This is a genomic window from Mesorhizobium sp. M0771, from assembly GCF_040320155.1.
Classification (GTDB): domain Bacteria; phylum Pseudomonadota; class Alphaproteobacteria; order Rhizobiales; family Rhizobiaceae; genus Mesorhizobium.
On the sequence record NZ_JAMYPC010000012.1, the window covers coordinates 1 to 26,715 of the forward strand.

At 64.1% G+C, this 26,715-nt stretch carries 23 protein-coding genes and 2 pseudogenes; 10 read left to right on the forward strand and 15 right to left on the reverse strand.

What is annotated here, in order from left to right; genetic code table 11:
- Positions 1 to 325 precede the first annotated feature (325 nt).
- Positions 326 to 2,023 (forward strand): annotated as a pseudogene (locus NKI05_RS18755) (ATP-dependent helicase); the annotation flags it as partial.
- 318 nt (positions 2,024 to 2,341) lie between these two features.
- On the opposite strand, the gene NKI05_RS18760 reads toward NKI05_RS18755, so the two are convergent.
- The 5 genes from NKI05_RS18760 to NKI05_RS18780 form a co-directional block, all read right to left on the reverse strand.
- Entirely contained in the window at positions 2,342 to 3,382 is a 1,041-nt protein-coding gene (locus tag NKI05_RS18760; RefSeq protein WP_023682111.1) for an ABC transporter permease, read from the reverse strand.
- Complete coding sequence (locus tag NKI05_RS18765) at positions 3,379 to 4,176, reverse strand: ATP-binding cassette domain-containing protein (protein WP_023668308.1); 798 nt, start codon at positions 4,174 to 4,176, stop codon at positions 3,379 to 3,381. The genes NKI05_RS18760 and NKI05_RS18765 overlap by 4 nt, the downstream gene beginning before the upstream one ends.
- A gap of 86 nt (positions 4,177 to 4,262) precedes the next feature.
- Positions 4,263 to 5,276: a substrate-binding domain-containing protein gene (locus tag NKI05_RS18770; protein WP_023815561.1), complete on the reverse strand. Its 1,014-nt coding sequence runs from the start codon at positions 5,274 to 5,276 to the stop codon at positions 4,263 to 4,265.
- A gap of 116 nt (positions 5,277 to 5,392) precedes the next feature.
- The gene (locus NKI05_RS18775; protein WP_023832879.1) at positions 5,393 to 6,301 is read right to left on the reverse strand and encodes a sugar phosphate isomerase/epimerase family protein; all 909 of its coding nucleotides are present in this window, start codon (positions 6,299 to 6,301) and stop codon (positions 5,393 to 5,395) included.
- A complete protein-coding gene (locus tag NKI05_RS18780; protein ID WP_352792891.1) occupies positions 6,298 to 7,329 on the reverse strand; it encodes a Gfo/Idh/MocA family protein in 1,032 nt (343 codons plus the stop codon). Before NKI05_RS18780 ends, NKI05_RS18775 begins: the two co-directional genes overlap by 4 nt.
- Positions 7,330 to 7,523: 194 nt before the next feature.
- Between NKI05_RS18780 and NKI05_RS18785 the strand changes: the two genes are divergently transcribed.
- A complete protein-coding gene (locus NKI05_RS18785) occupies positions 7,524 to 8,549 on the forward strand; it encodes a LacI family DNA-binding transcriptional regulator (RefSeq protein ID WP_023682116.1) in 1,026 nt (341 codons plus the stop codon).
- Between the two features lie 161 nt (positions 8,550 to 8,710).
- Positions 8,711 to 10,186: an esterase-like activity of phytase family protein gene (locus NKI05_RS18790; protein ID WP_023815563.1), complete on the forward strand. Its 1,476-nt coding sequence runs from the start codon at positions 8,711 to 8,713 to the stop codon at positions 10,184 to 10,186.
- Between the two features lie 78 nt (positions 10,187 to 10,264).
- On the opposite strand, the pseudogene NKI05_RS18795 reads toward NKI05_RS18790, so the two are convergent.
- Positions 10,265 to 11,054, reverse strand: a pseudogene (locus NKI05_RS18795) (L,D-transpeptidase).
- A 198-nt stretch (positions 11,055 to 11,252) separates the two neighbouring features.
- Between NKI05_RS18795 and NKI05_RS18800 the strand changes: the two are divergent.
- Complete coding sequence (locus tag NKI05_RS18800) at positions 11,253 to 12,725, forward strand: MATE family efflux transporter (RefSeq protein ID WP_023746911.1); 1,473 nt, start codon at positions 11,253 to 11,255, stop codon at positions 12,723 to 12,725.
- 3 nt (positions 12,726 to 12,728) lie between these two features.
- On the opposite strand, the gene NKI05_RS18805 is transcribed toward NKI05_RS18800, so the two are convergent.
- Positions 12,729 to 13,937: an MFS transporter gene (locus NKI05_RS18805; RefSeq protein ID WP_023690889.1), complete on the reverse strand. Its 1,209-nt coding sequence runs from the start codon at positions 13,935 to 13,937 to the stop codon at positions 12,729 to 12,731.
- 153 nt (positions 13,938 to 14,090) lie between these two features.
- Here NKI05_RS18805 and NKI05_RS18810 point away from each other — a divergent pair, with 153 nt between their 5' ends.
- A complete protein-coding gene (locus NKI05_RS18810; RefSeq protein WP_023682120.1) occupies positions 14,091 to 14,666 on the forward strand; it encodes a TMEM175 family protein in 576 nt (191 codons plus the stop codon).
- Positions 14,667 to 14,678: 12 nt separating this feature from the next.
- On the opposite strand, the gene NKI05_RS18815 is transcribed toward NKI05_RS18810, so the two are convergent.
- Complete coding sequence (locus NKI05_RS18815) at positions 14,679 to 14,960, reverse strand: hypothetical protein (RefSeq protein WP_023668298.1); 282 nt, start codon at positions 14,958 to 14,960, stop codon at positions 14,679 to 14,681.
- Between the two features lie 131 nt (positions 14,961 to 15,091).
- Between NKI05_RS18815 and NKI05_RS18820 the strand changes: the two genes are divergently transcribed.
- On the forward strand, positions 15,092 to 15,958 hold the full coding sequence (locus NKI05_RS18820; RefSeq protein ID WP_023815565.1) for an SDR family NAD(P)-dependent oxidoreductase: 867 nt from the start codon (positions 15,092 to 15,094) through the stop codon (positions 15,956 to 15,958).
- A 26-nt stretch (positions 15,959 to 15,984) separates the two neighbouring features.
- Here the strand turns inward: NKI05_RS18820 and NKI05_RS18825 are convergent, their stop codons facing one another.
- From NKI05_RS18825 to NKI05_RS18835, 3 genes are all read right to left on the reverse strand, one after another.
- Positions 15,985 to 16,416: a low affinity iron permease family protein gene (locus tag NKI05_RS18825; protein WP_031197915.1), complete on the reverse strand. Its 432-nt coding sequence runs from the start codon at positions 16,414 to 16,416 to the stop codon at positions 15,985 to 15,987.
- Positions 16,417 to 16,794: 378 nt separating this feature from the next.
- Positions 16,795 to 17,436: a DapH/DapD/GlmU-related protein gene (locus NKI05_RS18830; RefSeq protein WP_023697007.1), complete on the reverse strand. Its 642-nt coding sequence runs from the start codon at positions 17,434 to 17,436 to the stop codon at positions 16,795 to 16,797.
- A 61-nt stretch (positions 17,437 to 17,497) separates the two neighbouring features.
- On the reverse strand, positions 17,498 to 18,016 hold the full coding sequence (locus NKI05_RS18835) for a CreA family protein (protein ID WP_032885447.1): 519 nt from the start codon (positions 18,014 to 18,016) through the stop codon (positions 17,498 to 17,500).
- A gap of 182 nt (positions 18,017 to 18,198) precedes the next feature.
- Here NKI05_RS18835 and NKI05_RS18840 point away from each other — a divergent pair, with 182 nt between their 5' ends.
- The 3 genes from NKI05_RS18840 to NKI05_RS18850 all read left to right on the forward strand — a co-directional run bounded on the left by NKI05_RS18840 (position 18,199) and on the right by NKI05_RS18850 (position 21,679).
- On the forward strand, positions 18,199 to 18,774 hold the full coding sequence (locus tag NKI05_RS18840) for an SCO family protein (RefSeq protein ID WP_023697009.1): 576 nt from the start codon (positions 18,199 to 18,201) through the stop codon (positions 18,772 to 18,774).
- Between the two features lie 82 nt (positions 18,775 to 18,856).
- Positions 18,857 to 19,729, forward strand: coding sequence for a 50S ribosomal protein L11 methyltransferase (locus NKI05_RS18845; RefSeq protein WP_023733063.1), 873 nt, complete (start codon positions 18,857 to 18,859; stop codon positions 19,727 to 19,729).
- A gap of 105 nt (positions 19,730 to 19,834) precedes the next feature.
- A complete protein-coding gene (locus NKI05_RS18850) occupies positions 19,835 to 21,679 on the forward strand; it encodes an aminopeptidase P family protein (RefSeq protein WP_023753103.1) in 1,845 nt (614 codons plus the stop codon).
- Positions 21,680 to 21,834: 155 nt separating this feature from the next.
- Here NKI05_RS18850 and NKI05_RS18855 read toward each other — a convergent pair whose 3' ends face one another.
- Together NKI05_RS18855 and NKI05_RS18860 are read right to left on the reverse strand one after the other, a co-directional pair.
- Positions 21,835 to 22,131 carry an AzlD family protein gene (locus NKI05_RS18855; protein WP_023741691.1) on the reverse strand — a complete coding sequence of 99 codons (297 nt, stop codon included), beginning with the start codon at positions 22,129 to 22,131 and terminating at the stop codon, positions 21,835 to 21,837.
- Positions 22,128 to 22,856: an AzlC family ABC transporter permease gene (locus NKI05_RS18860; RefSeq protein WP_023741692.1), complete on the reverse strand. Its 729-nt coding sequence runs from the start codon at positions 22,854 to 22,856 to the stop codon at positions 22,128 to 22,130. Before NKI05_RS18860 ends, NKI05_RS18855 begins: the two co-directional genes overlap by 4 nt.
- Before the next feature lie 112 nt (positions 22,857 to 22,968).
- Here NKI05_RS18860 and NKI05_RS18865 point away from each other — a divergent pair, with 112 nt between their 5' ends.
- The gene (locus tag NKI05_RS18865) at positions 22,969 to 23,727 is read left to right on the forward strand and encodes an SDR family NAD(P)-dependent oxidoreductase (RefSeq protein ID WP_023815566.1); all 759 of its coding nucleotides are present in this window, start codon (positions 22,969 to 22,971) and stop codon (positions 23,725 to 23,727) included.
- Between the two features lie 22 nt (positions 23,728 to 23,749).
- Here NKI05_RS18865 and NKI05_RS18870 read toward each other — a convergent pair whose 3' ends face one another.
- Together NKI05_RS18870 and ligA are read right to left on the reverse strand one after the other, a co-directional pair.
- Positions 23,750 to 24,442, reverse strand: a complete 693-nt coding sequence (locus NKI05_RS18870; protein WP_023815567.1) for a DUF2461 domain-containing protein — start codon at positions 24,440 to 24,442, stop codon at positions 23,750 to 23,752.
- On the reverse strand, positions 24,442 to 26,646 hold the full coding sequence (gene ligA, locus NKI05_RS18875) for an NAD-dependent DNA ligase LigA (RefSeq protein WP_352792897.1): 2,205 nt from the start codon (positions 26,644 to 26,646) through the stop codon (positions 24,442 to 24,444). Before ligA ends, NKI05_RS18870 begins: the two co-directional genes overlap by 1 nt.
- Positions 26,647 to 26,715: the final 69 nt, after the last annotated feature.

A 26,715-nucleotide genomic window follows, 5' to 3' on the forward strand; every position in this document is an offset into this window, starting at 1 on the left:
ATTTGAGCGAGGACGCTCTTTGCAGACTGCTAGAGTTGCGCGCACAGAGTGACGGTCAGAGACCGGCTTAGAGGCAGCTGCTTGGGGGGGGGGGGCGCCCCCCCCCCCCCCCCCCCGGGGGGGGGGGGCCCTCAGCGCCGGCGCCAGTCACCCCTCCCCGCCGCTTCGCGGCGACCCTCCCCATCCAGGGGAGGGTAAAGCGCGATCGGCCGAAGGCCGCAAGCCCGACCGGGCGTCCGAGCCGTTGCGAGGCGACTCCCGCGACGCCGAAGGCGCGCAAAAAAGAGGGGGCGGAGGGCCCGCGCCGGCAGGCGTGGAACAGCCCGTGAGCGTGAATATTTGCTGCGTCGGCGACGACGACCAGTCCATCTATGGCTGGCGTGGCGCCGAGGTCGACAACATCCTGCGCTTCGACAAGGATTTCCCGGGCGCCACCATCATCCGGCTGGAACGCAACTACCGCTCGACGGCGCACATCCTCGGCACCGCCTCGCACCTCATCGCCCACAATGAGGGTCGCTTCGGCAAGACGCTGTTCACCGAGAAGGTCGCCGAGGACGACGAGAAGGTGCATGTTCACGCCGCCTGGGATTCCGAGGAGGAAGCCCGCGCCGTCGGCGAAACCATCGAGACCTACCAGCGTGCCAAGCACAAGCTGAACGACATGGCCATCCTGGTCCGCGCCTCCTTCCAGATGCGCGAATTCGAAGACCGCTTCGTCACGCTCGGCCTCAATTACCGCGTCATCGGCGGCCCGCGTTTTTATGAGCGCATGGAAATCCGCGATGCGCTGGCCTTCTTCCGCGTCGTCGCGCAGGGCGCCGACGACCTCGCCTTCGAGCGCATCGTCAATGTCCCCAAGCGCGGCCTGGGTGAAGCCACCATCCGGCAGATCCACGACACGTCGCGTGCGTTGCGCATCCCGATGCTGGAGGCAGCCTCCAAGCTCGCCGAAAGCGATGAATTGAAGCCCAAGCCCCGCGCGGCCTTGCGCGAAGTGGCGGCCAATTTCGAGCGCTGGCAGAAGGCGCTCGAAACCACGCCGCACACCGAGCTCGCCGAGACCATTCTGGAGGAGAGCGGCTACACCGACATGTGGAAGAATGACCGCTCGGTCGAGGCGCCGGGCCGGCTGGAAAACCTGAAAGAGCTGATCCGCTCCATGGAGGAATACGAGTCATTGCGCTCCTTCCTCGAACATGTCGCGCTGGTCATGGACGCCGAGCAGAATGCCGAGTTGGACGCCGTCAACATCATGACGCTGCATTCGGCCAAGGGCCTCGAATTCGAGACGGTTTTCCTGCCCGGCTGGGAGGAAGGCCTGTTTCCGCACCAGCGCGCGCTGGACGAAGGCGGTCGCTCCGGCCTGGAGGAAGAGCGCCGTCTCGCCTATGTCGGCCTGACCCGGGCCAAGAAGAACCTGCATTTGTGGTTCGTCTCCAACCGCCGCATCCACCGCCTGTGGCAGTCGACCATCCCGTCGCGCTTTCTGGACGAACTGCCGGAAGCCCATGTCGAGGTCGCCGAAAGCGGCAACTCCTACGGCGGCTACGGCAATTCCTATGGCGGCGGTTCGTTCGCGTCGGGCCGTGGCGGCCAGGGCGCAGGACGGCAGAACCCCTACGGCGCCTCGCGCTTCGACAATGTCGGCGCGGAAAAATCCGGCGCCTTTTCCAACACCTATGCCACGCCGGGCTGGCAGCGCGCCCAGGCCAACCGCACCGAAGCGACCGACCGCAACTGGGGCTCGCGCTCTGGCCACCAGGTCGAGCGCATCGGCTATGGCGAGACCGACAGCGGCTACGGCGCCGGCCGCACCTCGGTCAAAGGCCGCACCATCGACGGCGAACTGGTCGCCAAATCCGTCGCCGACACGCCGTCGCCCTTCAGCGTCGGCGACCGCGTCTTCCACCAGAAATTCGGCAACGGCAACATCTCCAACATCGAAGGCAACAAGCTGACCATCGACTTCGACAAGGCCGGCCAGAAACGCGTGCTGGACGGGTTTGTGGCGGCGGTGTGAGCGCCCGCTTGTCCTGTTGTCCTACAAGCGACCACATTGTTGTAGTCTGGCGGAGCCCTCCCCGCCTCGTCATCCACGGGCGGAGCAAGGAGCGTAGCGACGCAGCGTAGACCCGAGGATCCATCCCGCGTCTTCAACGCGTTGCCACGGTGCGGAATCCTGCGCAGCTGCACGCCAAGGTCGCGGAATGGATTCCAGGGTCTACGCGACGGAGCTTCGCTCCTGCTCCGCCTTAGAATGACGAAGCGACGGGCGTCTGCCCAGTCGTCGGGGCATGCGGTCCGCAACATGAGCGTCCCCGTCAATTTAGCCCGCCCCTCACCTGTACCGCGCCTGGTTCCACTTGTGCCCCAGCAGCGACAGGATGATGATCAGCCCGTTGAAGAACTGGACGTAGAAGCCGCTCAGGCCCGCCGCCACGACGCCGGTCTGGATGAACGACACGGTGACCGCGCCGATCGCTCCACCGGCAACCGTACCGATGCCGCCCCAGGTCGGCGTGCCGCCGACGAACACCGAAGCCAGCACCGGCAAGAGATAGCCGTCGCCCGCGGTCGGCCACCAGGTGAAGTTGATCATCACCGAAAACGTGCCGGCGATCGCGGCCCCGATGCCGGTGAAGATGAACACTTTCACCCGCACACGCTTGACGTCGATGCCCATTTGCTGGGCGCTGTCGGGGTTGTCGCCGACGACCCTCACCTGCGCGCCGAAGCGGTGCCGGTTGTAGAGCATTGCCGAAAAAATGACGAAGGCGAGTGCCCATAAGACCTGTACCGGAAAACCCCACACCTGACCGGAGAAGATGGTGTACGCCCAGCTGTCGCTGAGACCGGTCAATGCCGTCGATCTGCCCTCGTTGATGATCTGGATCAGTCCCCGCAGCAGGAAATTCATGCCGAGGGTGGCGATCAGCGACGACAGCCCCCCATAAACGACCAGGGATCCGACGAGAAAGCCGAGCAGCGTGCCGGTGAGAATCGCCGCTGCGATGCCGAGAAACGGATCGTAGCCGGCCTGCACCACCAGCGCGAACACCCAGGAGGCAAAGCCCATGGTTGCGGGAAACGACAGGTCGATCTCGCCGCAGGTGACGACGAAGACCAGCGGCACCACCACGAACAGGGCAACCGGCAGCGTGGTCAGCACGGATCTGTAGAGATACCAGGTGGTGAACACGGTCGGGTTGGCGATCAGGAACGCCGCCATCATGATGATGAACACGGCGAGCGTGCCGAGCGCTGCGCGGTTGTCGATGACGAAACCGCGCAGCCAATGGTCGGACGGGTGCTTCCACTCAGGCCGGGCCGCCTTGCCGCCGAGCGGGCTCTGCAGATCGGGTTCCATGGTCTTGCTCATCGTGCTGCCCTCTCCGCGTCGCCGGCCTCGTGCAGCCCCGGCAATCCTCCGGGATGCGCAACGTCTTCCATGAAATTGATCAGCTCTTCGGCCGACTTGACCTCGGTGCGATCGGCGGTCAGCGCCACCTTGCCGCGGTCAATCACCACGAAGCGGTCGGCGATGTCGAAGACATGGTGGATGTTGTGGCCGATGAACAGGATCGAACGGCCGCTCGCCCGCACCTGGCGCACGAAATGGAAGACCTTGGCGGTCTCGGTCAGCGACAGCGCCGTCGTCGGCTCGTCAAGGATGATCAGCTCGGCCTGCTTGTAGATGGCGCGCGCGATCGCCACGCCCTGGCGCTCGCCGCCCGAGAGCTGGCCGACGATCGAGTGCGGCGTGAACACCTTCGAGGTGAAGCCGATCTCGCGCATCAGCCGGCTCGCCTCCTCTATCTCTTTATTGACCTTCAGAAAGCCCATGAAGCCGGTGAGTTCGCGGCCCATGAAGATGTTGCGCACAATGGTCTGCTGCACGGCCAGCGCCCGATCCTGGAAGACCGTCTCGATGCCGGCGTCGCGCGAGCGTGCCGCACTCCAGCCGGTCACCGGCTTGCCGCGCACCAGGATCTCGCCGCTGGTCGGCTTGACGACGCCGGACAGGATCTTGATCAGCGTCGATTTGCCGGCGCCATTGTCGCCGATCAGGCCAACCACCTCGCCGCGGTCGACCGAGAGATTGACCCCGCCCAGCGCATAGACCTGGCCATAGGATTTGCTGATGTCGCGCAGTTCGATGATGCGTTCGGCCATGGCGATCCTCGCTCCTGTGGTATCATCCCGGCCTGGTGCCGGCGGTCCTGCCGGCCGGGCTTGCGCCCAGCCGGCAGTTTGGGAGGTCAGCGCAGCGCCTGCTTGGCGAGCTCGGCGACGATCTCGTAATTCTGCGGCGTGACGAAGCCCGCCCCGGTGTCGACATTCATCGGCGCCAGGCCCAGCACCACCTGCTGGCAAAGGCTGAGGATCGGCAGATAGCCTTGCAGAAACGGCTGCTGATCAGCCGTCAGCTGCACCCAGCCGCCCTTGAACGCCTCGACGATCTGCGGGCTGGTATCGAAGCCGAAGTTGAAGACGTCGCCGGGCTTGCGTCCTGCCGCCTGCATGTAGGTGGCGACGTTGCCCAGCATCTGGCCGCCGGGATAGCCGACCGCCTTGACGTCGGGATTGTTGAGCAGGGCCGCGGTGATCACCGGTATCGCCAGATTGGGGTCGGACGCCCATTCGCCGCTCGGCGGCGACGACAGCTGGATGACCTCGACGCCGGCTTCCTTGAGTGCTGCCACCGTGCCGCGCTCGCGCGCGCCGCGGGCCTCGTTCTCGAACGGACCGATCATGATTGCCTTGTCGCCGGACTTGAGCTTCCCGAGCTTGAACGCCTCAGTGCCGAGCGCGCGGCCCTGCTGCTCCTGCTGGGCGCCGACATAGCCGCCGCCGAACGCGTCCACCACCTTCGGCACCGGCACGTTCTGGTACATCATCTTGATGCCGTCCTTATGCGCCTGTTCGGCCAGCGGCATGATCGCGGCGTCGCCCGGATGGCCCATCATGGCAATGCCGTTTGGCTTCACGGCGACGGCCTCACGCAATTGCTGCACCATCTTCTCGACGTCCCACTGCGAGAAGATGTAGTCGACCTTCGGCCCGAGATCGGACGCCGCCTGCTTGGCGCCATTGTAGACGATGGTGCCGAAAGCGTCGCCCTCGGCGCCGCCGACGAAAAAGCGGATGTGGACATCCTTGCACCACTGGGCGTCGAGCGCCTGCGCCGGCAGAGTGGAGATGGCAGCGCACAGCGCCGTGGCGGCGGCCACGACGGTCGAGCGCAGAAGTGTCGTTCTCATTGCGATGCTCATGCACGTTCCTCCCTTTTGTCCTCGGTGAGCCGAGGGGTTTCGTCGTTCGCCTGTCGGCAGTGCTTGTCGGCAGTGCTTGGCAATCTGTCAGGCCGGCTCCTCCCACCGGCCCTCGGTCACGCCGGGTTCGGCAGGTAGGTCGCTCCTCCCCGGCATTGCTTGAGGTATTCCAGCCCGCGCACCTGGCCTGTGATTTCGAGGTCGCCGCGATAGACCGGGTCGTGCCAGCCCTCGATGTCGATGGCGCCCTTGTAACCGGCCAGCCGCAATTCGCTGATCACCCGCGTCCAGTCGCTGTCGCCAAACCCGGGCGTGCGCATCTGCACGAAGGGCAGCTTGCCGAACACGCCGTGCTCGCGGATCACATCCCAGCGCACCGTCGCGTCCTTGCCGTGGACATGGAAAATGCGCGGCGCCCATTTGCGGATCTGCGGCATCGGGTCGATGAGGTAGACAAGCTGGTGGCAGGGCTCCCATTCGAGGCCGAGATTGTCGTCGGGCAATTCGTTGAACATCAACTCCCAGGCATCGGGATTGTGGGCGATGTTCCAGTCGCCGGCCGCCCAGTTGCCATCCATGGCGCAATTTTCGAAGGCAATGCGCACGCCCTTGTCTGCGGCGCGCCTGGCCAGCGGACCCCAAACCTCACGGAAGCGCGGCAGGCTGTCTGTCAGCTTCTTGCCACGCAGACGTCCGGTGAAGCCGCTGACGATCGAAGCGCCGAACAGATGCGCATTGTCGATGACGGTTTCCCAGGCCGCGAGCACGCCGCGATCGACCTCGCCATCCTCCAGCGGATTGCCGAACACGCCGATCGACGACACGGCGACATCGGCATCGCCGATCGCCTCGCCAATCTCACCGGCGAGCCGCGCCAAATCCTTGCCGCCCAGCGTCTGCCAGAAGAAGGGCTGGATGCTCTCGAAGCCGAGCGGCAGAATCTCTTTGATGTAGGCGGCCGGGTCTTCGAGATTGGCCCGCACCATGGTGCCGATCCGGATGTCGAGAAGCGGGTTTGGCATCATGATGCTTCCTGTGTGATTGCGACGCGCCGTCCGGTCTCGGCGCTTTCGATGGCGCCAAAAACCATGGCCAGGCTTTTGATGTTGTCGCTGCCACGGGTTTCCGGCTCGCTGCCGGTCTCGATGGCGTGCATGAAATCCTTGATGATGCCGAGATGACCGCCGACGCGGTCGGCGGAATCGAGCGGCGGTACTGTGATGGGCTGGGTCAGGTCGAACAGGCCGTCGCGGACCGACAACACAACTTCGGCCTTCAGTCCGTCCTCGCCGTCCCAGAGCAGGCTGCCGTGCTCGGCGACGATGCGCCATGTGCTCTCCCAACTGGTGCGGAAGCCCGCCGCGCACCAGGAGCCTGCATAGGTGAAGCGCTTGCCGCCGCCGAGATCGAAGATAGCGCTGGCCGACGAGCCCTGCCGGTACCAGGAATTCGCCGGATCCCATTCCTGGCAATAGACGCCGGCGGGATCGCCTGCGACCATGTAGCGGGCGGCGTCGAATGTGTGGATCGCCATGTCGAGCAAGAGCACATGCGCCATCTCCTCGCGAAAGCCGCCGAAATGCGGCGCGACGAAGAAGTCGGCATGGATGCTGGTTGGCTTGCCGATGGCGCCGGAGTCGAGAAAGCGCCTTATGCGCCGGACATTGGCGACATAGCGGCGGTTCTGCACGACCGCATGGACGCGCCCCGCGTTACGCGCCGCATCGACGATGGCGCGCGCATTTTCCGGAGTATCGGCCAGCGGCTTTTCCGTCAGCAGATGGCAATTATGGGCAAAGGCGGCAAAGGCGACATCACGCCGGGCGGCTGGAACCACGACATCGAACACCGCGTCGGGCCTGGTCTGGTCGAGCACCGCGTCGAGGCTGGTGCGGATGACCGCGCCGTCGAGCCCGTATTCGTGCGCCCTCGCCTTCGCCCGTTCGGCGTCGAGATCGACAAGGCCGACAATGGCCAGCCCGTCGATCTGCCTCGCGGCATCGAGCCAGGCCTTGCTCATCGCACCACAGCCGACGAGGACGGCATTCATCATCCGGCATTCCTCCCGTCCGGTCCCTCCAGACCGAATGTCACGGCATTTCCGGCATCACCGTAAACGTTTCTCCGTAAACGTTTACGAGAACACACCCGATGGCGTAGAATGTCAATCGGCTGTCAGCGAAAATCATCCCGAAGCCTTGGCCTGGGCGGCAGCCGGTGCTAGCCAAGACAGGGGGAGAACTGTCCTTGGCGTCCAGCATCCATGACCTCGCGCGTCACCTGAACATTTCGATCGGCACCGTGTCGCGGGCGTTGAACGGCCGCGCCGACGTCAATGCCGACACCCGCCAGCGCGTGCTCGCCGCCGCCAAGCAATTGAACTATTCGCCCAACCAGTCCGGCCGCAGCCTGCGGCAAGGCACCACCCATTCGATCGCCTTCATGCTGCAGCCGCATCCGGGCGACCAGCAATATGGCGAACCGTTCTTCATCCCGTTCCTGATCGGTCTGCAGGGCCGGCTGGCCGAGGATGACCTGGATCTGATGGTCGTCATGGGCGAGCCCGGCCAATATCAGCAGGAGAGGCTGCGCCGCGTGGTTGAGACGCGCCGGGCCGACGCGGTCGTGTTGGCCAATACACGGCGGGAAGACGATCGGATCGACTATCTCAGCAAGGCCGGCTTTCCCTTCGCCACGCTTGGCCGAAGTCAATCCGGCGACGACACCTATCCTTCGCTCGATATAGATTTCGAGAGGGCGGGTGATGAAGCCGTCGACCGGCTGGTCGCGCGCGGCCACCGCCGCATTGCCGCCATCCGCCCTTCGCTTGATCTCAACTTCGGCTACCTTTTCCTCGACGGCTACCGCAAGGGGCTGGAGCGGCATGGCATCGAAGTCGACCCCGGCCTGATCGCCGACGGCTTCATCAACGAGGCAGGCGGCTACCAGGTGACGCCGCGCGTGATGCTCTCCAAGGACCGGCCCACAGCCATCATCTTCAACAATGACGCAATGGCGCTCGGCGGCTGCAAGGCACTGGCCGAGATGGGCATCAGGCCCGGCCACGACATCGCGGTGATCGTCATCGTCGACACGCCGCTCTGCCGTTATTTCTCGCCGGCGCTGACCGCCTTCCGTCCGTCGCTGGAGCCCATGGGCCGGCGGCTGGCCGAAATGCTGCTGGCATCGCTTCCGGCCTTTGCCGGCCCGGAAGGCCCGCGCATCATCCGCGAAGTCTGGCCCCTGGAGCTGATCGCGCGCGACAGCGATTGATCATTGCGCTCTTCCCTCTCCTACAAGGGAGAAGGAAGAGGCCCTCTCTGTCACGCAAGTATCATGTTCGCGTCCTAGACCGCTTTGCGAGAGGGCGACATCGTCCATGCGATGCGGTGGCCCCTTTGCGCCGCTCAAGGCTTGTCACAAAGAGGATCTCCATGAAAAATCTGCACCGAACCGTGTCGCTCGGCGCCGCATTGGCGCTGTTTACCGCCCTGACCCCTGCCCTTGCCGACAGCACCGCCACCGTTGGCGGCTTCGTCAACAAGGGCCTGGTCGGCGTCGGCCGCATTCCGGCCGATCAGAAGGACAAGTTCGGCGAGACCTTCGGCTCCGGCTCCGGCATGTCGATCGACGCCGCAAGCTGGACCCGTGGCGCGGACGGCTACAAGGGCTCGCTCTGGTTGCTGCCCGACCGCGGCTACAATGTCGTCGGCACCACCGACTACCGGCCGCGCCTCAACACTATTCATATCGAATTCACGCCGACCGCACTGGGCGCCACGCCCACCGCCGGCCAGGAACGGACCGGCGTCAAGGCGACGCTAGCCGATTCCCTGCTGCTCACCGACGACAAGGGCGCAGACGCCACCGGTCTCGATCCGCTCAACGGCGTGCGCGCGGCCAATGGCGACCTGCCGATCCTGCCCGAGGCCAATGGCAAGCTGGCGCTCGACAATGAGGCGATCGCGCGGCTGCCCGACGGCACCATGTTCATCTCTGACGAATACGGCCCCAACATCTACCGCTTCTCGGCCGACGGCCATCTGTTGTCGGCAACGCAGCCGCCCGCCGCTTTGGTGCCGATGCGCAAGGGCGCGCCGAACTTCGCCTCCGACAATCCGGGCCCCGGTGCAGCCGAACCCGATCCGAAGGATCCCGAAACCGGCCGCCAGAACAATCAAGGCCTCGAAGGCATGGCGCTGACGCCGGACGGCAAGTCGCTGATCGCTGTGCTGCAGTCGGCGCCCCGCCAGGATGGCGGCGATTCGCCCGCGACGCGCCAGAACACCCGCGCGCTGGTCTACGACGCCGCCGACCCGGCCCATCTCAAGCTGGTGCATGAATATGCCGTGCCGCTGCCGGTGTTCAAGGACGCCAAGGACAAGACCAAGGTCGCCGCGCAGAGCGAAATCGTGGCGCTGTCCGACAAGACCTTCCTGATGCTGGCGCGCGATAGCGGAAACGGCCAGGGGGTGAAGGGCGATACTTCGCTGCTGCGCCAGATTTTCGTCGTCGACGTCTCTGGCGCCACCGACATTGCCGGCGGCGCCTTCGATGCCGCCGACAAGCCGCTGGCGCCCAAGGGCGTGCTCGACCCCTCGGTGACCCCGGCCAAGCTGACGCCGTTCATTGACATCAACGACAACAAGGAACTCGGCCGTTTCGGCCTGCATGACGGCAAGCCGAACGACAAGGACAATCTCTCGGAGAAGTGGGAAGCGATGTCGGTGGTCAGCGTGCTCGATCCGGCGCTGCCCGACGACTATTTCCTGTTCGTCGGCAACGATAACGACTTTCTCACCCAGGACGGTTTTCAGGTCGGCGCGCCCTACAAGGCCGACGACGGCGCCGATGTCGACACCATGTTCCTGGTCTATCAGGTCACGCTTCCGGGCCTCGCCAACAAGTAGCCGTATACGGAAAGGGGGACGCGCCCGGCGCGTCCGCCTCTAACCGTTTGTCGGCGATCAGCGATGCCGTGAAGGCACCTATTTCAAGATCTCCGCATCCCTTGGCACGCCGGCATCGATCGGCTCGGCGGTCCGGCTCGACACAGCCATGATCTTGCCCGCGGCCGACAGGTTCGGGCGCACATAGACCTGGGCTACGCCGTTGACCCGGCTGTAGAGGTCGATGATGTCCTGGTTCATGAAGCGCACGCAGCCCGACGACGCGTTCTTGCCGATGGAATCCCATTCCGGCGTGCCGTGCAGCCGGTACATCGTGTCCTTGCCGTCGCGGAACAGATAGAGCGCGCGCGCGCCGAGCGGACTCTGCGGTCCGGGCGGCATGCCGTCCTTGTATTTCGCCAGTTCCGGCCGGCGCTGGATCATTTCGGGCGGCGGCGTCCACACCGGCCATTTCTTGCGCGCCTGGATCACGGCGCTGCCGGTCCAGCCAAACCCGGCCTTGCCGAGGCTGACGCCATAGCGCATTGCCTTGCCGCCGTCGCGCACCAGATAGAGAAAATGCTCGGATGTATCGACAACGATCGTGCCGGGTTTTTCGCCGGTCGGATCGTCCACGATCTGGCGCACGAACTTCGGATCGAGCTTGGCCACGGGGATTGCCGGCAATGAAAAGCCCTCATCGACGCGCGCCGAATACATGGTGGGCGGCATCGCCCAGAGCCGGTTCAGGCGCCGGGGCGGGCGTTGGCGGCACCACGACATCGGTCGTGGTGCAGGCCGAAAGTGCCATGGCAGCGGCACCCAAAGTGGATATTCCAAGAAACGCGCGCCGGTTCAGGCGCTCGGAAAAAAGCGGATTGTCGGACATGATCCCCCCAGCCTATTCATCATATCCAACAGGATATGCGACCCCACGCGGCGACGACCCATATCCCATTCCGGATGTTTTGAGAACTGATTAGCGTGAAGCCGCCAGGTGGCATGTTCCAATGCCGCATCGACCTTGTCCGTCAAATCGGCGATCATTGCCGGGCGGACTTTGAGATGAACCTTCGCCGAACAGCCCATGGACGAAAAAATACCACCGCGCCGGCGCACCGGCGACCTGACCAGCGGCCCGATTCCGCGCACGCTGCTTTTGTTCGCTCTGCCGGTGCTCGGCTCCAACGTGCTGCAATCGCTCAACGGTTCGATCAACGCCGTCTGGGTCGGCCGCTTCCTCGGTGAATCGGCGCTGACCGCCACCTCCAACGCCAATCTGGTGCTGTTCCTGATTCTCGGCACCGTGTTCGGGATCGGCATGGCCGCGACCATCCTGGTGGCGCAATCGGTCGGCGCCCGCGACCTGCCCGAGGCGCGGCGCATCGTCGGCACCAGCGCCAGCTTCTTCTTCCTCGTCTCGGCTATCTTCGCCGTCTGCGGCTGGATCTGGGTCGACGCCATCCTCAACACACTGGGCACCCCGCCCGATGCGCTGCCGCTGGCGCGCTCCTATCTGCGTATCATCTTCGTCGCCGTGCCGATGATGAATCTTCTGTCCTTCGTCATGACGGTGCTGCGCGGTGCGGGTGATTCGCGCACGCCATTCTTCTTCATGGCGCTCGCCGTCGTGCTCGACATCATCCTCAATCCGCTGCTCATTCGCGGCATCGGCCCCTTCCCCGAGCTCGGCATCGCCGGCTCCGCCACCTCGACGCTGATCGGCCAGACAGTGAGCGTGATCGCCATCCTCGTCGTGCTTTATGCCAGAAAGCATCCGCTGCGGCTCGCCGGCGCCAACCTCGCTCTGCTGCGGCCGGATCCGGCGCTGCTCAGGATCGTCGTCTTCAAGGGCGTGCCGATGGGCCTGCAGATGATCGTCATTTCGGCGGCGGCGCTGACCGTCATGGGCATCGTCAACTCCTACGGCTCGCAGGTCGCCGCCGCCTACGGCATCGCGGCGCAGCTGTGGACCTATATCCAGATGCCTGCACTGGCGATCGGAGCCGCAGTCTCGTCGATGGCGGCCCAGAATGTCGGCGCCGGGCGCTGGGACCGCATCGGTCGCATCGCGGCGTCCGGCGTCGGCTTCAACCTGGTGCTCACCGGCGCCCTGGTGGCGCTGCTGTTCCTCTTCGACAGGCCGGTGCTCGGCCTGTTCCTTAGCCGCGACAGCATCGCAATCGACATTGCAGCCCACATCAACAAGGTGGCGTCCTGGTCGTTCATCCTGTTCGGCGTCACCATCGTGCTGTTCGCCACCGTGCGCGCCACCGGTGCCGTGATGCCGCCGCTGATCATTCTGGTGATTTCCGTGCTGGTCGTGCGTACCGGCTTTGCCTACTTCTTCAGGAGCTACATCGGCGAGGAAGCGCTGTGGTGGAGTTTTCCGGCGGGATCGATCACCTCGCTGGTGCTGGCCGCCGCCTATTATCGCTTCGGCCGCTGGCGCACCATGCACATGATCGAGGACCGGCCGGCCGCCGGCGAGCCGCCCGACACCGGCCTCGGCATCCCGCGCGGACGGGCAAACATGGCGCCCGAGACGCCAAACGGGTGAGGCTCAGCGCGCGTATTTGACGCCGAACCCCAGCGCTACGACAGAGAACAGCGTGATCATGCCGGCGAAGGCCAGGCTTGCCGTCGTCGGAGTGGCCCAACTCGACAGCAGCCCAATGCCGATCACCGGCAGCGCATTGCCGCAGAAGCAGCAGATGAAGAACGCCGACACCAATTCGGCGCGACGCTCGGCAGGTGCGATCTGGTTCACCACCTGCAGGCCGCCGCGATAGCCGAGCGCCGCCGCCACGCCGCACACAGCGGTGGCGGCAACCATCAGGGACATCGACGCGAAAAACTGAGCAGCAACCATCAGCCCTACGGCCGGGATCATCAGCGCCAGCGCGGCCAGCATGCCGGCGCGGCTGGACAGTCGGGTCGTGGCCAGAATGGTCGCGGCCGCAACGATCGACAGTTCAAAGAACAGCGCGCCGGCCTCGGCATGGTTGGCCACATGCAGTTGCTGCGCCAGGATGCTCGGCGCCAGGGCTGCATAGAAGCCGACCAGCGCCATGGCGCCGAAACCGGTGACCGCCGGCGCCACGAAGGCAGCGCGGATATCGCTCGGCACCGATAGCCGTGGCCGCAACGAAACGTCGGTCAGCCTGCCCGGCCGGGACACGGTTTCGCGGGTACGCCAGATCAGCAGCGTCACCACCACCAGCAAGGCAAGATAGACCGCAAACGTTAGTCTCAACGGCCAGGGCGCATATTCGGCGAGCAGGCCCGATGCCAGCGCGCCGAGGCCAAGGCCAACGAAGTTGGTGCTGGTGGCGATGATTGCCGCGCGCGATTTGTCCTTACCTTCGATCAATTCGGCAAGCCAGGCCGTGCCGGTTCCAGCGCCGACGCCGATGCCAAGGCCGCTCAATATGCGGGCGACATCGAGCCATGCGACATTCTCGGCCAGCAGGAACACCACCGCGCTGACCACCGCTATGGCCATCGACGCCAGCGCCGCAGGACGGCGGCCAATGCCGTCGGACAAGCGCCCGAACATCAGCAATGCGCCGAGATTGCCGACGACATAGACGGCGTAGACCAGCGTCAGCGTGATCTGCGAGAAACCGAAGGCCTGCTTGTAGATGACGTAAAGCGGCGTCAGCACCGTGCTGCCGGCGAACAGCGCGGCGATCATGGCGGCAACCGCGGCCATCGCGGGCCGGCCATCGAGTCCGTTGTCGCGCGTCGTGGTCTCGGCATAGCTGGTCATGGCAACCTCCGGCCAATCGCCCAACGCCCAATTGCGCCCCAACGTCCATGTAAGGATGGCCGTTCCACGCGCCGAACTTCATCCTGACAACCTTGTCAGGATGGTCTTGCCCGAAGTCCTCGCTTAACGTCTTTCCATCGAGAGGGAGAAACCATGGGAAAAGGTAGAGTCGAGGCATTCACCGATGGGGTGGTCGCCATCATCATCACCATCATGGTGCTGGAGCTGAAAGTGCCGCATGGCGAGGATTTTTCAGCGCTTCTGCCGCTGTGGCCGATCTTTTTCAGCTATGTCTTGTCGTTCATCAATGTCGGCATCTACTGGAACAATCTGCACAACATGTTCCACACCGTCCAAAGGGTCGACGGCCGCGTGCTGTGGGCCAACCTCAACCTTCTGTTCTGGTTGTCGCTGATGCCGGCAACGACGGCCTTCATGGGCGAGAACCATTTCGCGCCGGTCCCCGTCGCCGTCTATGGCATCGACCTGGTGCTGTGTGCGGTCGCCTACACCTTTCTCGCCACCAAGCTGCACCATTTGCACGGCAACGACACCGCCTTCGCCAAGGCGCTGGGCAATGACCGCAAGGGCAAGATCTCGGTGGCCCTCTACGCCGCAGCCGTCCCGCTTGCCTTCGTCAACCAATGGATCGGCGTTGCGATCTTCGTGCTGGTGGCCGCCGTCTGGTTCGTGCCGGACACGCGTTTTTCGCGGGTGCTGGAAAAGTAGCGTAGGACGTCTCTACTTGCGCATCGCCTTCAGCTTTTCGGCAACCGACGCCGCAAGGTCGGCATAGCGCTCCTCCAGCCGCTCGGCCGCCTTGATGATCGAAAAATCATGGCCGAATTTTTCCAGCGCCATGCGCAATTTCTCGACGAACTCGGCCTGTTTTTCGAGTGCCGAAAACAAGGTCTTCACCTGCGCTTCGCTTATGTCCGGATTGGCAAGCATCTGTGGCACCTCGCGGCCCATCTGGTCGCCGGTGGCGGTCTGCTCCTTCAGGATCGCAACCCAGTCGGTCAATCGGCAGTCTCCTGTTCAGCCGCAGCATGCACGGCCGCCGTTGATGCGGTCAACCCGAACACGCGGGACGGCCTTGCACGATGCGCGTCCCGCGCTAAGTTCGGCGCCACCCGAACCCTAGGAAAAAGATCATGACCTCCGACGCCGAAATCCAATCCGCTTTGCCCGCCCTCAACCGAGGCAACGTCGCCGTCGTCACCGGGGGCGCCAGCGGCATCGGGCTTGCCGCCGCCAAAAGGCTGGCGGCTATGGGCATGAGACTGGTGCTGGCCGACATTGGCGGCGCGCGCCTCGATGCGGCCCGCCAGGCAGTCGCCGCGATCACCGGCGAGAATGCCGTGCTTGCCGTCGCCACCGACGTGTCGAAGGCCGACGAACTCGGCCGGCTGGCGGAAAAGACGCATGCCGCTTTCGGCGCCGTATCGCTGCTGATGAACAATGCCGGCGTCGGCAACAATCCGGGAAAACCGTGGGAGAACGGCGACGCCTGGAAGCGGCTGATCGACATCAATTTCTGGGGTGTCGTACATGGCGTCGAGGCCTTCGCTCCGGCCATGCTGGCCTCCGGAGAGCCTGGCCTGATCATCAACACCGGCTCCAAGCAAGGCATCACCACGCCACCCGGCAATCTCGCCTACAACGTCTCCAAATCGGCGTTGAAGACGTTCACCGAAGGCTTGGCGCACGCATTGCGCAACGAGCCGGGCGCGAAGGTCGCGGCGCATCTTCTCATTCCCGGCTTCACCTTCACCGGCCTCACCGAAGGAGCGGTCGAAAAACCGGCTGGCGCCTGGACCGGCGAGCAGGTGGTCGACTTCATGCTGGCTTCGCTGGCGCGTGGGGACTTCTACATCCTCTGCCCCGACAATGAGGTGATGCGCCCGACCGATGAAAAGCGCATGGCCTGGGCGATCGGCGACATCATCGAGAACCGGCCTGCTCTCTCGCGCTGGCACCCCGACCATAAGGACGCTTTCGCGGCCTTTATGGGAAACTGATCGTCGAACTCAGCCAAAGCCGAGACTCAGGCGGGCGCGCGTTTTTTCGCGGTGCGCTTTTGCGCGACGGCCTTCTTGGCCGCGAGTTCGGCGAGCTCGTGGTCATGGCGTTTTGCCGCCCGCTCGCATTTGTCTCTGATCTCCTCGACCTCGGATTCGGTCAGGTGCTCGATGCCGATGAAATGATTGTGGCCCTCGCTGACGCGGATCAGTTCGTCGAGCTTGGCCTGAACCGCGGCGCCGTCGCGGTTCTGGGTGTTCTGGATCAGGAACACCATCAGAAAGGTGATGATCGTCGTTCCCGTGTTGATGACGAGCTGCCACGTATCGGAAAAGCCGAAGAATGGCCCGCTTACCGCCCAGACGATAACGATGGCGCAGCAGGCGATGAAAGTCGGCGGCAGGCCCGCCAAGTGCGAAACGGTGTTGGCGATTCTGGTAAACAGCTTTTCGATCATTCACATCCTCGACCGTTCAAAGCGCGATAAACTGCCCGACGCCCATTCATCGCTCCAACAATAAACAACCGGCAGCCGCTTCCGGTTCCCTGTCGCAGAGGGCATCGCTGATGCAATTGTATGCACGCCAAAGGCGCAGCGCCGTGAAAAGCCGCCTTATCGGTTTGTTGCCATAGTCGCCATGCAGGCCAAAACCTGTTCCTTCCGCTTCACGCGGATTTGTCTCCAAGCCCCTTCCGCTGCGCCACCCCCGCATGGCGGAAGGGGTTCGTTGCGTTGCCGCAGCCGGCGGAACTCTTCCCGACACGTGCCGTTCAGAATTTTGGCGCCAGGATTTCGGCCAGCCAGTCGATGAAACCGCGCACGCGCGGCGAGCTCTCAGGAATGCTCTTGCTCCCAGCGATGGAGGAAATCCTCAATCGGCAAGGCCTGCATGTCGGGAACCGCTTTGGCGAGTTTCTCCGGCGGCCAGTCCCACCAGGCGAGGCTTTCGATCCGCGCCGCGATCTCGGAGGGAAAGCGCATGCGCAACGGCTTTGCCGGTACGCCGGCGACGATTGTGTAGGCCGGTACATTCCGCGTCACCACCGCATTGGCGCCGACGATGGCGCCATTGCCGATGCTGATGCCGGGCATGATGACGGCGCCATGGCCGATCCAGACATCGTTGCCGATGCTGACCGCCTTGGCCTGCCGCCGCGCGCGGAACGCTGCGTCGACGCCCAGCCAGCGGAAATACTCGTTCGGCCGGTAGCTGAGCTTGTGCTGCGTGATCCGCTCGATCGGATGCTCTAGCGCATTGATGCGGCTGTTGGCGGCGATCGAGCAGAATTTTCCGATCGTCGTGTAGATCGCCTCGGCGTGGCGCTCGAAATAGGAGAAATCGCCGACATTGACCTCGCGCAGCACCACCCGTTCGCCGATCGAGGCATAGCGGCCAAGCTTGCACGCTTTCAGCTCCGCGGTCGGATGGATGCGCGGCTCCGGATCTTTCAGGACGAGGTTTTCGGTACGGTCCATCTGGCGGATTTACCCCCGCACAATTGCGGAAGCAATTGTCGCGTTGCGCCCGGAGAATCCGCTATTTCGGCTTGCCGCCGGTCCACACCACGTTCTGGCTGAACAGCGGCACGGTCGTCACCGACATTTTCGCCGAGCCGTCCTGCACCTGGCGCGAATGCGAGAGATAGATCAGCGTCTCGTTCTTCTTGTCGTAGATGCGGTTCACCACCTGCTTCTTCCAGATCAGGCTGATGCCTTGCTTGAACACCTCTTCGCCGCCCTCGCTCATGTCGATGTCGCCGATGGTGATCGGCCCGGTCTGGCGGCAGGAGATCGAGGAATCAGACGGATCCTCGAACCAGTTGCCCTTGTGCAGCCGGTCGATGACGCTGCGGTCGAAATAGGAGACATGGCAGGTCACGCCGTCGATCTTGGGATCCTTGATCGCCTCGACGATGATGTCGTTGCCGACCCAATCGACGCTGACCTTGCCGACTTCCTCTGCCGCTGCGGCACCGGCGCCAAGGGCAATGCATGCGGCCAGCGCGCCGCCGATCAGTTTCTGCCCAATCCGTCTCTGCCCAGTCCGTCTATGCAAGGGAGCCTCCTCAGGTTCAGTTTGCCGGTCTCAGGTGGGATAAGGGCCAGCTGTTTGCAAGGTAGCGCCCAGCCCGGTTGCGGCAACGCGGCATCTTTGCCTTGCCCCCTGCGACCGGCTAAGACTGCCGGCAGAGAGGCGCCGATCCGGCGCTCGATGATTTCTGCTACGGACAATTCCTGATGATGCGTTCAATTCTGGTCGGCATTCTCGTTCTGATGGCGGCGGGCATCGGCTGGCTCACCTTTGACTTCTATCGCGGCCACTATGGTGGCGAACCGTATGGCGCGCCATTCACGCTGGTCGACCAGAAAGGCGCGCCAATCACCGAAGCCGCCTTCCGGGGAAAACCCAGCATCGTCTTCTTCGGCTTCACCCATTGCCCGGAAGTCTGCCCGACCACTTTGTTCGAAATGGCCGGCTGGCTGAAGACGCTGGGCGACGACGGCAAGAACCTCAACGCCTACTTCGTTACCGTCGATCCAGAGCGCGACACGCCGCCTGTGATGAACACTTACGTCAGCAATTTCTCCGACCGCATCGTCGGCATATCGGGCGATCCCGACAAGGTGCACGCCATGGCGAAGTCCTTCAACATCTACTGGAAGAAGGTCGACACCGGCGACGGCGATTATACGATGGACCACACCGCCTCGGCGCTGCTGCTCAATGCCAAGGGCGAGTTTTCGGGCACCATCGCCTATGGCGAAAGCGCCGATACCGCGATTGCCAAGCTGAAGCGGCTGGCAGCAGGCTAGGCATGATCCCTAAATGTGGAATCCGGTTTTCTCGGACAGAAAAGTGTTGTCCAGAGATCATGCTCAAGCAAGAGACCAACTGATGGGTCAGACCAGGCTCCACTTCATCGCTGGGAAGATCGAGGCCGACCGCATATTTGCCGCGCTCGAGCCGGCTTTCGAGGATGAAGGCCTGCCGATCGCCGTGCTCGAAGTCGATGAAGACCGCGACATCTATGAGGTTTCGCTCTACACCGACGGCAATGTCGACGCGGTTGAGGCGCGGCTAAAAGACAGCCTTGTGGGACTGTCCCTGTCGAAGCCGATCGAGCGCGAGGTTTTGCCCGACATCGACTGGGTGGCGCGCTCGCTGGAGGGACTGAAGCCGGTGCGCGCCGGACGTTTCTTCGTCCATGGCGCGCATGACCGCCGGAAGCGCCACAGCGGCGAACTCGCCATCGAGATCGAGGCCGGCCTTGCCTTCGGCACCGGCCATCACGGCACCACGGCCGGCTGCCTCGAAATGCTGGAACGGGTCGTGCGCCGCGAACGTCCCAGGAATGCCCTCGACCTCGGCACCGGCAGCGCGGTGCTGGCAATCGCCGTCGCCAAACTGGCGCATATTCCGGTGCTGGCGACCGACATCGATCCGATCGCCGTCAGGGTCGCCGCCGCCAATGCCCGCCTCAACCACGTCAAGGCGCTGGTTGAAACGGTGACGGCGCCCGGCTTCCACCACCCGATCTTCGGCAAGCGCGCGCCTTTCGACCTCATCGTCGCCAACATATTGGCGCGGCCGCTGATGCGGCTGGCGCCTGAGATGGCCAGGCACATCAGCCTCGGCGGCTCGATCGTGTTGTCCGGCATCCTCGAGCGCCAATGCAATGCGGTGATCTCGGCCTATGTCGGCCAGAATTTCCGGCATGTCAGGACCCTGCATCGCGAAGGCTGGGTGACGATCCACCTGAAGCACTGAGACGCAACGCGCTTTGGACCAATCCGAGCCTGTTGCGATTGGCGAAAATCGATTCCGGTTTTCCGAGTCATGCGCTACGGTCGCGCCCGATACAGGAGGCATACCATGTTCCAGACCTTCGATTCCGCAGGCGACCCCAGCGTCGGCAAGCCGCGCGTGACGTTGCTGCGGCGATGGCTGGCGGATAATGGCCTCGACGGTTTCCTGGTGCCGCGCGCCGACGAGCACCAGGGCGAGTATGTCGCCGATCGCTCGGCGCGGCTGAAATGGTTGACCGGCTTCAGCGGCTCGGCGGGCGTAGCACTTGTGCAGCGTGACCGCGCCTTCATGTTCGTCGATGGCCGCTATACCTTGCAAGTGCGCCACGAGGTCGATCTCGACATTTTTGCGATCGAGAGTCTCGTCGACAACCCGCCGGCCTCCTGGATCAAGGACAATCTCGGCAAGGGCGCCAGGCTTGGCTTCGACCCGTGGCTGCACACGATCGCTGAGGTCAAGGCGCTGAAAACCTCGGCCGAGCAATCCGGCGCGACGCTGGTGCCGCTCGACAGGAACCCGATCGACATCATCTGGAAGGATCAGCCGGCGCCGCCCGTGGCGCCGGTCGAAATCCACCCGATCGGCTTTGCCGGGGAACTCGCCAAGGACAAGCTGGCGCGGCTGGTGGCGGCAATCGGCAAGGAGGGCGCGACGCACGCCGTGCTCACCGACCCCTCCTCGATCGCCTGGGCCTTCAACATCCGTGGCGGTGACGTGCCGCACACGCCGCTGGCGCTCGGCTTCGCGATCCCTGCCGCCGACGGCAAGCACCAGCTGTTCATGGACCAGCGCAAGTTTTCGCGCACGGTCGCCGCCTATCTCACCCAACTCGCCGATCTGCACGAGCCCGGCGAATTCGAGGCGGCGGTCGTTACCCTTGCCAAGGGCGGCGCCAAGATCGCGCTCGACCCGGTGCTGGCGGCGGAGAAGCTGAGAATGCTGGTCGAGGACAATGGCGGCGCATTTGTTTCAGCGGCCGATCCCGCCCGCATTCCGCGCGCCACCAAGAACCAGGCGGAAATCGCCGGCAGCCGCGCCGCGCACCGCCGAGACGGGGCGGCCGTGGCGAAACTGCTGTGCTGGCTGGAACGGCAAAAGCCGGGCACGCTCGACGAAATAACCGTTGTCACCAAGTTGGAGGAGGTGCGCCGGCAGACCGGCGAGGAAACGCAGATGCCGCTGCGCGACGTCTCCTTCGACACCATTTCAGGCAGCGGTCCGAACGGCGCCATCATGCACTACCGCGTGTCGCGCGCCACCAACCGCGAGCTGGCAAAGGGCGAGCTGTTCCTGCTCGATTCCGGCGCCCAGTATCAGGACGGCACCACCGATATCACCCGCACGGTGCCGATCGGCCAGCCGACCGAGGAGATGCGCGAGCGCTTCACACTGGTGCTGAAAGGTATGATCGGCATTTCCACGCTGCGCTTTCCCGCCGGCACGCGCGGCTCGGAAATCGACGCGGTGGCGCGCATGGCGCTGTGGAAGCATGGCTGCGACTTTGCCCACGGCACCGGCCATGGCGTCGGCTCCTATCTGGCGGTGCACGAAGGGCCGCAGCGCATCGCCCGCACCGGCACCGAAAAGCTGCTGGCCGGCATGATGCTGTCCAACGAGCCCGGCTATTACAAGGAAGGCTCCTACGGCATCCGCATCGAGAACCTGATCCTGGTGACACCGGCTGAACAGGTGGAGGGCGGCGACATCGCCATGCACGGTTTCGAGACGCTGACGCTGGCGCCGATCGATATCAGGCTGATCCGCACCGACCTGTTGACGCGCGAGGAGTTGCACTGGCTGGATACTTACCATGCCTGGGTGCTGGCCGAGATCGGCCCGATGCTCGACGGCGAGACGCTGGCTTGGCTGGAGAAAGCGACAGCGCCGCTGCCGCACGACGCCAAGATCTGAAATGAGCTTCTTTCTCCCCGTCACTATACGGGGAGGTGAGGAGCGGTCCGCGAAGCGGACGAAAAGCCAATTGCTTGGCTTTTCGAGTGACGAACGCCCGCCAGGGCAATGAGCGGCGGCGCCGACAGTTCGAAACTGTTCCGCGCGCAGGCGCCCTATGCCACAAACTGCCGCGCGAGGACCAGCACCACCGCCCCGGCCAGAAACATCGCCATCAGGCCGCCGCGCAGCGAGACCACAGCGGCGACGACCAGCGCCGCCCATTCCGCCGGTCCGGCGCTAAGTGCGGCGGGCGCCACCAGCGTCGTCAACACTGCGGCCGGCACGGCATTCAAACCCGCCTCGACGCGTGGATGGATGTGGTCGAAGCGCGAGATCACCAGATGGCCGCCGACGCGGGTGAGATAGGTGGCGATCGCGCCGGCAATGATGATCCACAAGGTCGCGCTCATCGTTTTGCCTCCACACCGCTATGGTGCGGCGGCAGGATGACGGCCAGAAGCACGCCGGCAACGGCGCCGATGGAGACGTGCCAGGGCGAGCCCACAGTTTTGTAGGCAATGATCGATGCGGCGGCGCTGGCGATCACCACCGGCAGCCACAGCGGCCGGTTGCGAAAGCCCATGACCAGCCCGAGGAAATAGATCGGCAGCAGGAAATCGATGCCCAGCGCATGCGTGTCGGGGATCAGCTTGCCGAACACCGCGCCCAACGCGCTTTCAATCCCCCAGAACACATAGACCGGCAGGCCAAGGCCCATGTACCAGGCAAAACCGACGGTCTCGCCGGCTTCGGCCCTGCGCTCGGCCACCGCGAACTGCGGATCGGTGAGCACGAAATAGCCCAGCGCTTGGCTGATAACCGGCCAGTGCGCGATTCGCCGGCCGATGCTGGCGGAGTAAAGCACGTGGCGGAAGTTTACCGCGAAGATCGACAGCACGACCAGCCATGGCGCGACATGCTGGCCGAACAATTCGATGCCTACCATCTGGCTGGCGCCGCCGAAGATCAGCGCGCTCATTAAAAAAGCTTCGAGAACGGAAAAGCCGTTGTCGACGGCGATGGCGCCGAACAGCAGCCCAAATGGCGCCGCGGCGACAACCACCGGCATCGACAGCCGCACGCCGTCCCAGAAGTCGCTGGCCACAGAATTTTCGCTTAAGGTCTCTGCCGACATGTCACATTCCCATCTCGCGCTGCTATGTAGGAGCCGGCGTTTGAAAAGTCAGACGAATTCGCTTGAGCCAACAAATCAGCGAAACTGATGTTGTAAAAAATGAGGGGTTCGGATGATCGCTTATGATTTCACCGGCAGGCACGCGGTCGTCACCGGCGCCGGTGGCGGTATGGGCGAGGCGATCTCGCTGGCGCTGCTCGAGGCCGGCGCCTCGGTCACCGCCATCGACGTCAAGCCGCGTCCGGCGTCGCTTGCCGCCTATGACGACCGGCTCACCTTTGCCCAGGGCGACCTCACCGACGCCGCCTTTGTCGAGCAGACCATCAATGCCGCGGGCCGCGAGCGCGGCGGCATCGACTATCTCGCCAATGTCGCAGGCGTGCTCTGGTTCGGCCGCGACAAGTCGGCCCTCGAGATGGACCTTGATGTCTGGGACCAGGTCTTCAACATCAATCTGAAATCCTTCGTCCACACCGCGCGGGCGGTCGTTCCGCATATGCGGGCCGGCGGACGCGGCGGCGCCATGGTGCATTTTTCCACCATCCAGTGGTATCGCGGCGACCCGACCCCGCAGGATGCCTACCAGGCCTCCAAGGCCGGCGTCTGTGCGCTGTCGAAGTCGCTCGCCATGCAGTTGGCGGGCGATGGCATCCGCTCCAATTCGATCTGCCCGGGCATGGCGTTGACGCCGCTGCAGGCGCGCTGGGACACCGAGGAGAAACGCGCTGCCGTTGCCAATTATGCGCCGCTCGGCCGCATCGGCACGCCGCAGGACATGGCCAATGCCACGCTCTTCCTGCTTTCCGATGCGGCAAGCTACATCACCGGCATCGAACTGGCAGTCGACGGTGGGCTTTTAATGCGGATGTAGCCGTGCAGCGCGCGGGGCTGATTTAGCTCCGCGGTGCCGTGCCCTGGATCGCCCTGCCCCAGTCGAGCAGCGGCTTGGCGCGCAAGGCGAAATCGACAAGCTCGTCGACCAGCGTCGGCGCGTGAATTCCAGCCGGATCGATCATGTGCTGGACATAGAAGTGCCGGTTGCGGATGGCGTCGACAAGATCGGGTTCGTTGACCTGCTCGAAGCCGCGCGGCGTGCGCTTCATGCGGCCCTCGGTTTCGAGTTCGAAGCCGTTTTTCCTAAGGGTTGAAAGCAGTTTTCGGAACTCGGCCGGCCGGGCGACGATCGCCTTGCGCATCGCCAGCAGCAGGGACGGCTCCGGATTCCACCAGGCGACATCGGCAAAGCAGCGGTCGATCCCGACATAGACGAAGAACACGCCCTGCTCCATCTTGGTGCCATCCGGCGACAGCATGGCCGACAAATGCTGGTTGTAGGGCCGCTTGTCCTTGGCGAAGCGCACGTCGCGGTTGATGCGAAACAGTGACTTCTTGCGGTCTCCGCGTAAGCCCAGACCCGCCGCCGCGAAGCGCTCCGTCAGCGTCTCGACCAGATCGCAGAACGGCTCATGCAACTCGCTGTCGTAAAGCGCGCGGTTTTCCTGGAACCATTCGCGGCTCTGGTGGAAGTCGAGCGCCTTGAGGAACGGTATAGCTTTTTGCCCGAACCCTTTGAACGAACCGGCCATCACGCCTTGCCGACCCGTTGCAGCCAGGTGTCCTCGTCGATGACTTCGACGCCGAGTTCGCTGGCCTGCTTCAGTTTGGAGCCGGCGCCCGGCCCGGCCACCAGCAGATCGGTCTTCGCCGACACCGAACCCGCCACCTTGGCGCCGAGCCGTTCGGCCATCGCCTTGGCTTCGGAGCGTGTCATCTTTTCCAGCGTGCCGGTGAAGACGATGGTCTTGCCGGCAACCTCGCTGTCGGTCGACACGGTGACGACATACGGCTTCGGCTTGACCTGTTCGAGCAGTCTGTCGAGCACGTCGTCATTGCGTTCATTGCCGAAGAAATCGCGCAACGCATCGATCACTGTATCGCCAATGCCGTTGATGGAGGGGAAGACGCTGTGCGGATCCTCAGCCGCCGCCGTTTCCTTGCCGACGCGGATCAACTCCTCGATGGTCGAAAACGTCCGGGCAAGCACGGCCGCCGTCGTTTCGCCGATATGGCGGATGCCGAGTGCGAAGATGAAGCGGTCGAGCTCCGGCTCGCGGCGCGAATCGATGGCCGCGAACAGCTTGTCGAGACCTTCATAATTGCGGTCCTCGACACCACGCACATTCTTGCGCGCCTTGCCCGATGCCGCCTCGCGCAGCCGCGCCTGCTCCTCGCGCCGCTCGGCCAGCGCCCTGGTGACGGCCGGGCGGCGATCCCTGAGGGTGAAGATATCGGCGGCGGTCTTGACCAGTCCCGAATTGAAGAACAGGTCGATATTCTCGGCGCCCAGCCCCTCGATGTCGAGCGCGCCGCGCGACACGAAATGACGCAGCCGCTCCACGGCCTGCGCGGCGCAGATCAGCTCGCCGGTGCAGCGCCGGCGCGAATCCTCCTTGCCGGTCTTCTCGTTGATTTCGCGCGTCGCCGGCGAGCCGCAGACCGGACAAATGTGCGGGAATTCATAAGGCACCGCATCAGCCGGCCGCTTGTCGACGACGACGCTGACGATCTGCGGAATGACATCGCCCGCCCGTTGTATGACAACCGTGTCACCGATGCGGACATCGATGCCGTCGCGAATCGGCAGGCCGTTGCTGTCGAAGCCCTTGATGTAGTCCTCATTGTGCAGCGTGACGTTTTCGACCACCACGCCGCCAACCGTGACCGGCGCCAGCCGCGCCACCGGCGCCAGCGTGCCGGTACGGCCGACCTGGATGTCGATCTTCTGCACCGTCGTCATCGCCTGTTCGGCCGGGAATTTATGCGCAACCGCCCAGCGCGGCTCGCCGGTGACAAAGCCCCAGCGACGCTGCAATTCCAGCTGGTCGACCTTGTAGACGACACCGTCGATGTCGTAGCCGAGCGACGAACGCAGCTCCTCGATCTTGTGGTAGTGCGCGATCAGCTCCTCGACCGACTTCGCCCGCACCATCAGCGGGCTGACCTTGAACCCCCATTCGGCGAATTTCTGCACCGAATCATATTGGGTCGGTGCAGGATCCGCTGTCGTGTAGCCCCAGGCATAAGCAAAAAATTTAAGATTGCGGCTGGCGGTGACGGACGCATCCTTCTGTCGCAAGGAGCCCGCTGCCGTATTGCGCGGATTGACATAGTCCTGGCCGCCCACCGCCGCCGAGCGGGCCTTCAGTGCCTCGAATTCCGCATAGGTCATGTAGACTTCGCCGCGGATCTCGATGGTCTCGGGCCAGCCCGATCCTTTGAGCTTGGCGGGGATGTCGGCGATGGTCCTGAGATTGGCGGTGATGTCTTCGCCGACAGCGCCGTCGCCGCGCGTAGCACCCTGCACGAACACGCCGCGTTCATAGCGCAGCGACGCCGACAGTCCGTCGATCTTCGGCTCGGCAGTAAACGCGATGTCGAGATCCTTGTCGCGGTCGAAGAAGCGCCGGCCACGCTCGATGAAATCGGTGACGTCCTCGTCTGTGTAGGCCTTGGCGAGGCTGAGCATCGGCACCGCATGGCGCACCTTGGCAAAGCCTTCCGCCGGCGCGGCGCCGACCCGCAGCGAGGGCGAATCCTCGCGCACCAGACCGGGAAACCGCTCCTCGATGGCAAGGTTGCGCCGCCGCAGCGCGTCATATTCCGCGTCCGCAATCGTCGGCGCGTCCTCGGCATGATAGCGCCTGTCATGACCGGCGATCTCCTCGGCCAGCCGCTGGAGCTCATCCGCGGCTTCGCTTTCGCTCAACGATTCGACTGGTTTTTCAGACATGCAGCGGTCCCTGGACAGTGGCGCGACACCATAAATCAGGATTTCGGAAAAAGCATTCCTGAACAGCGG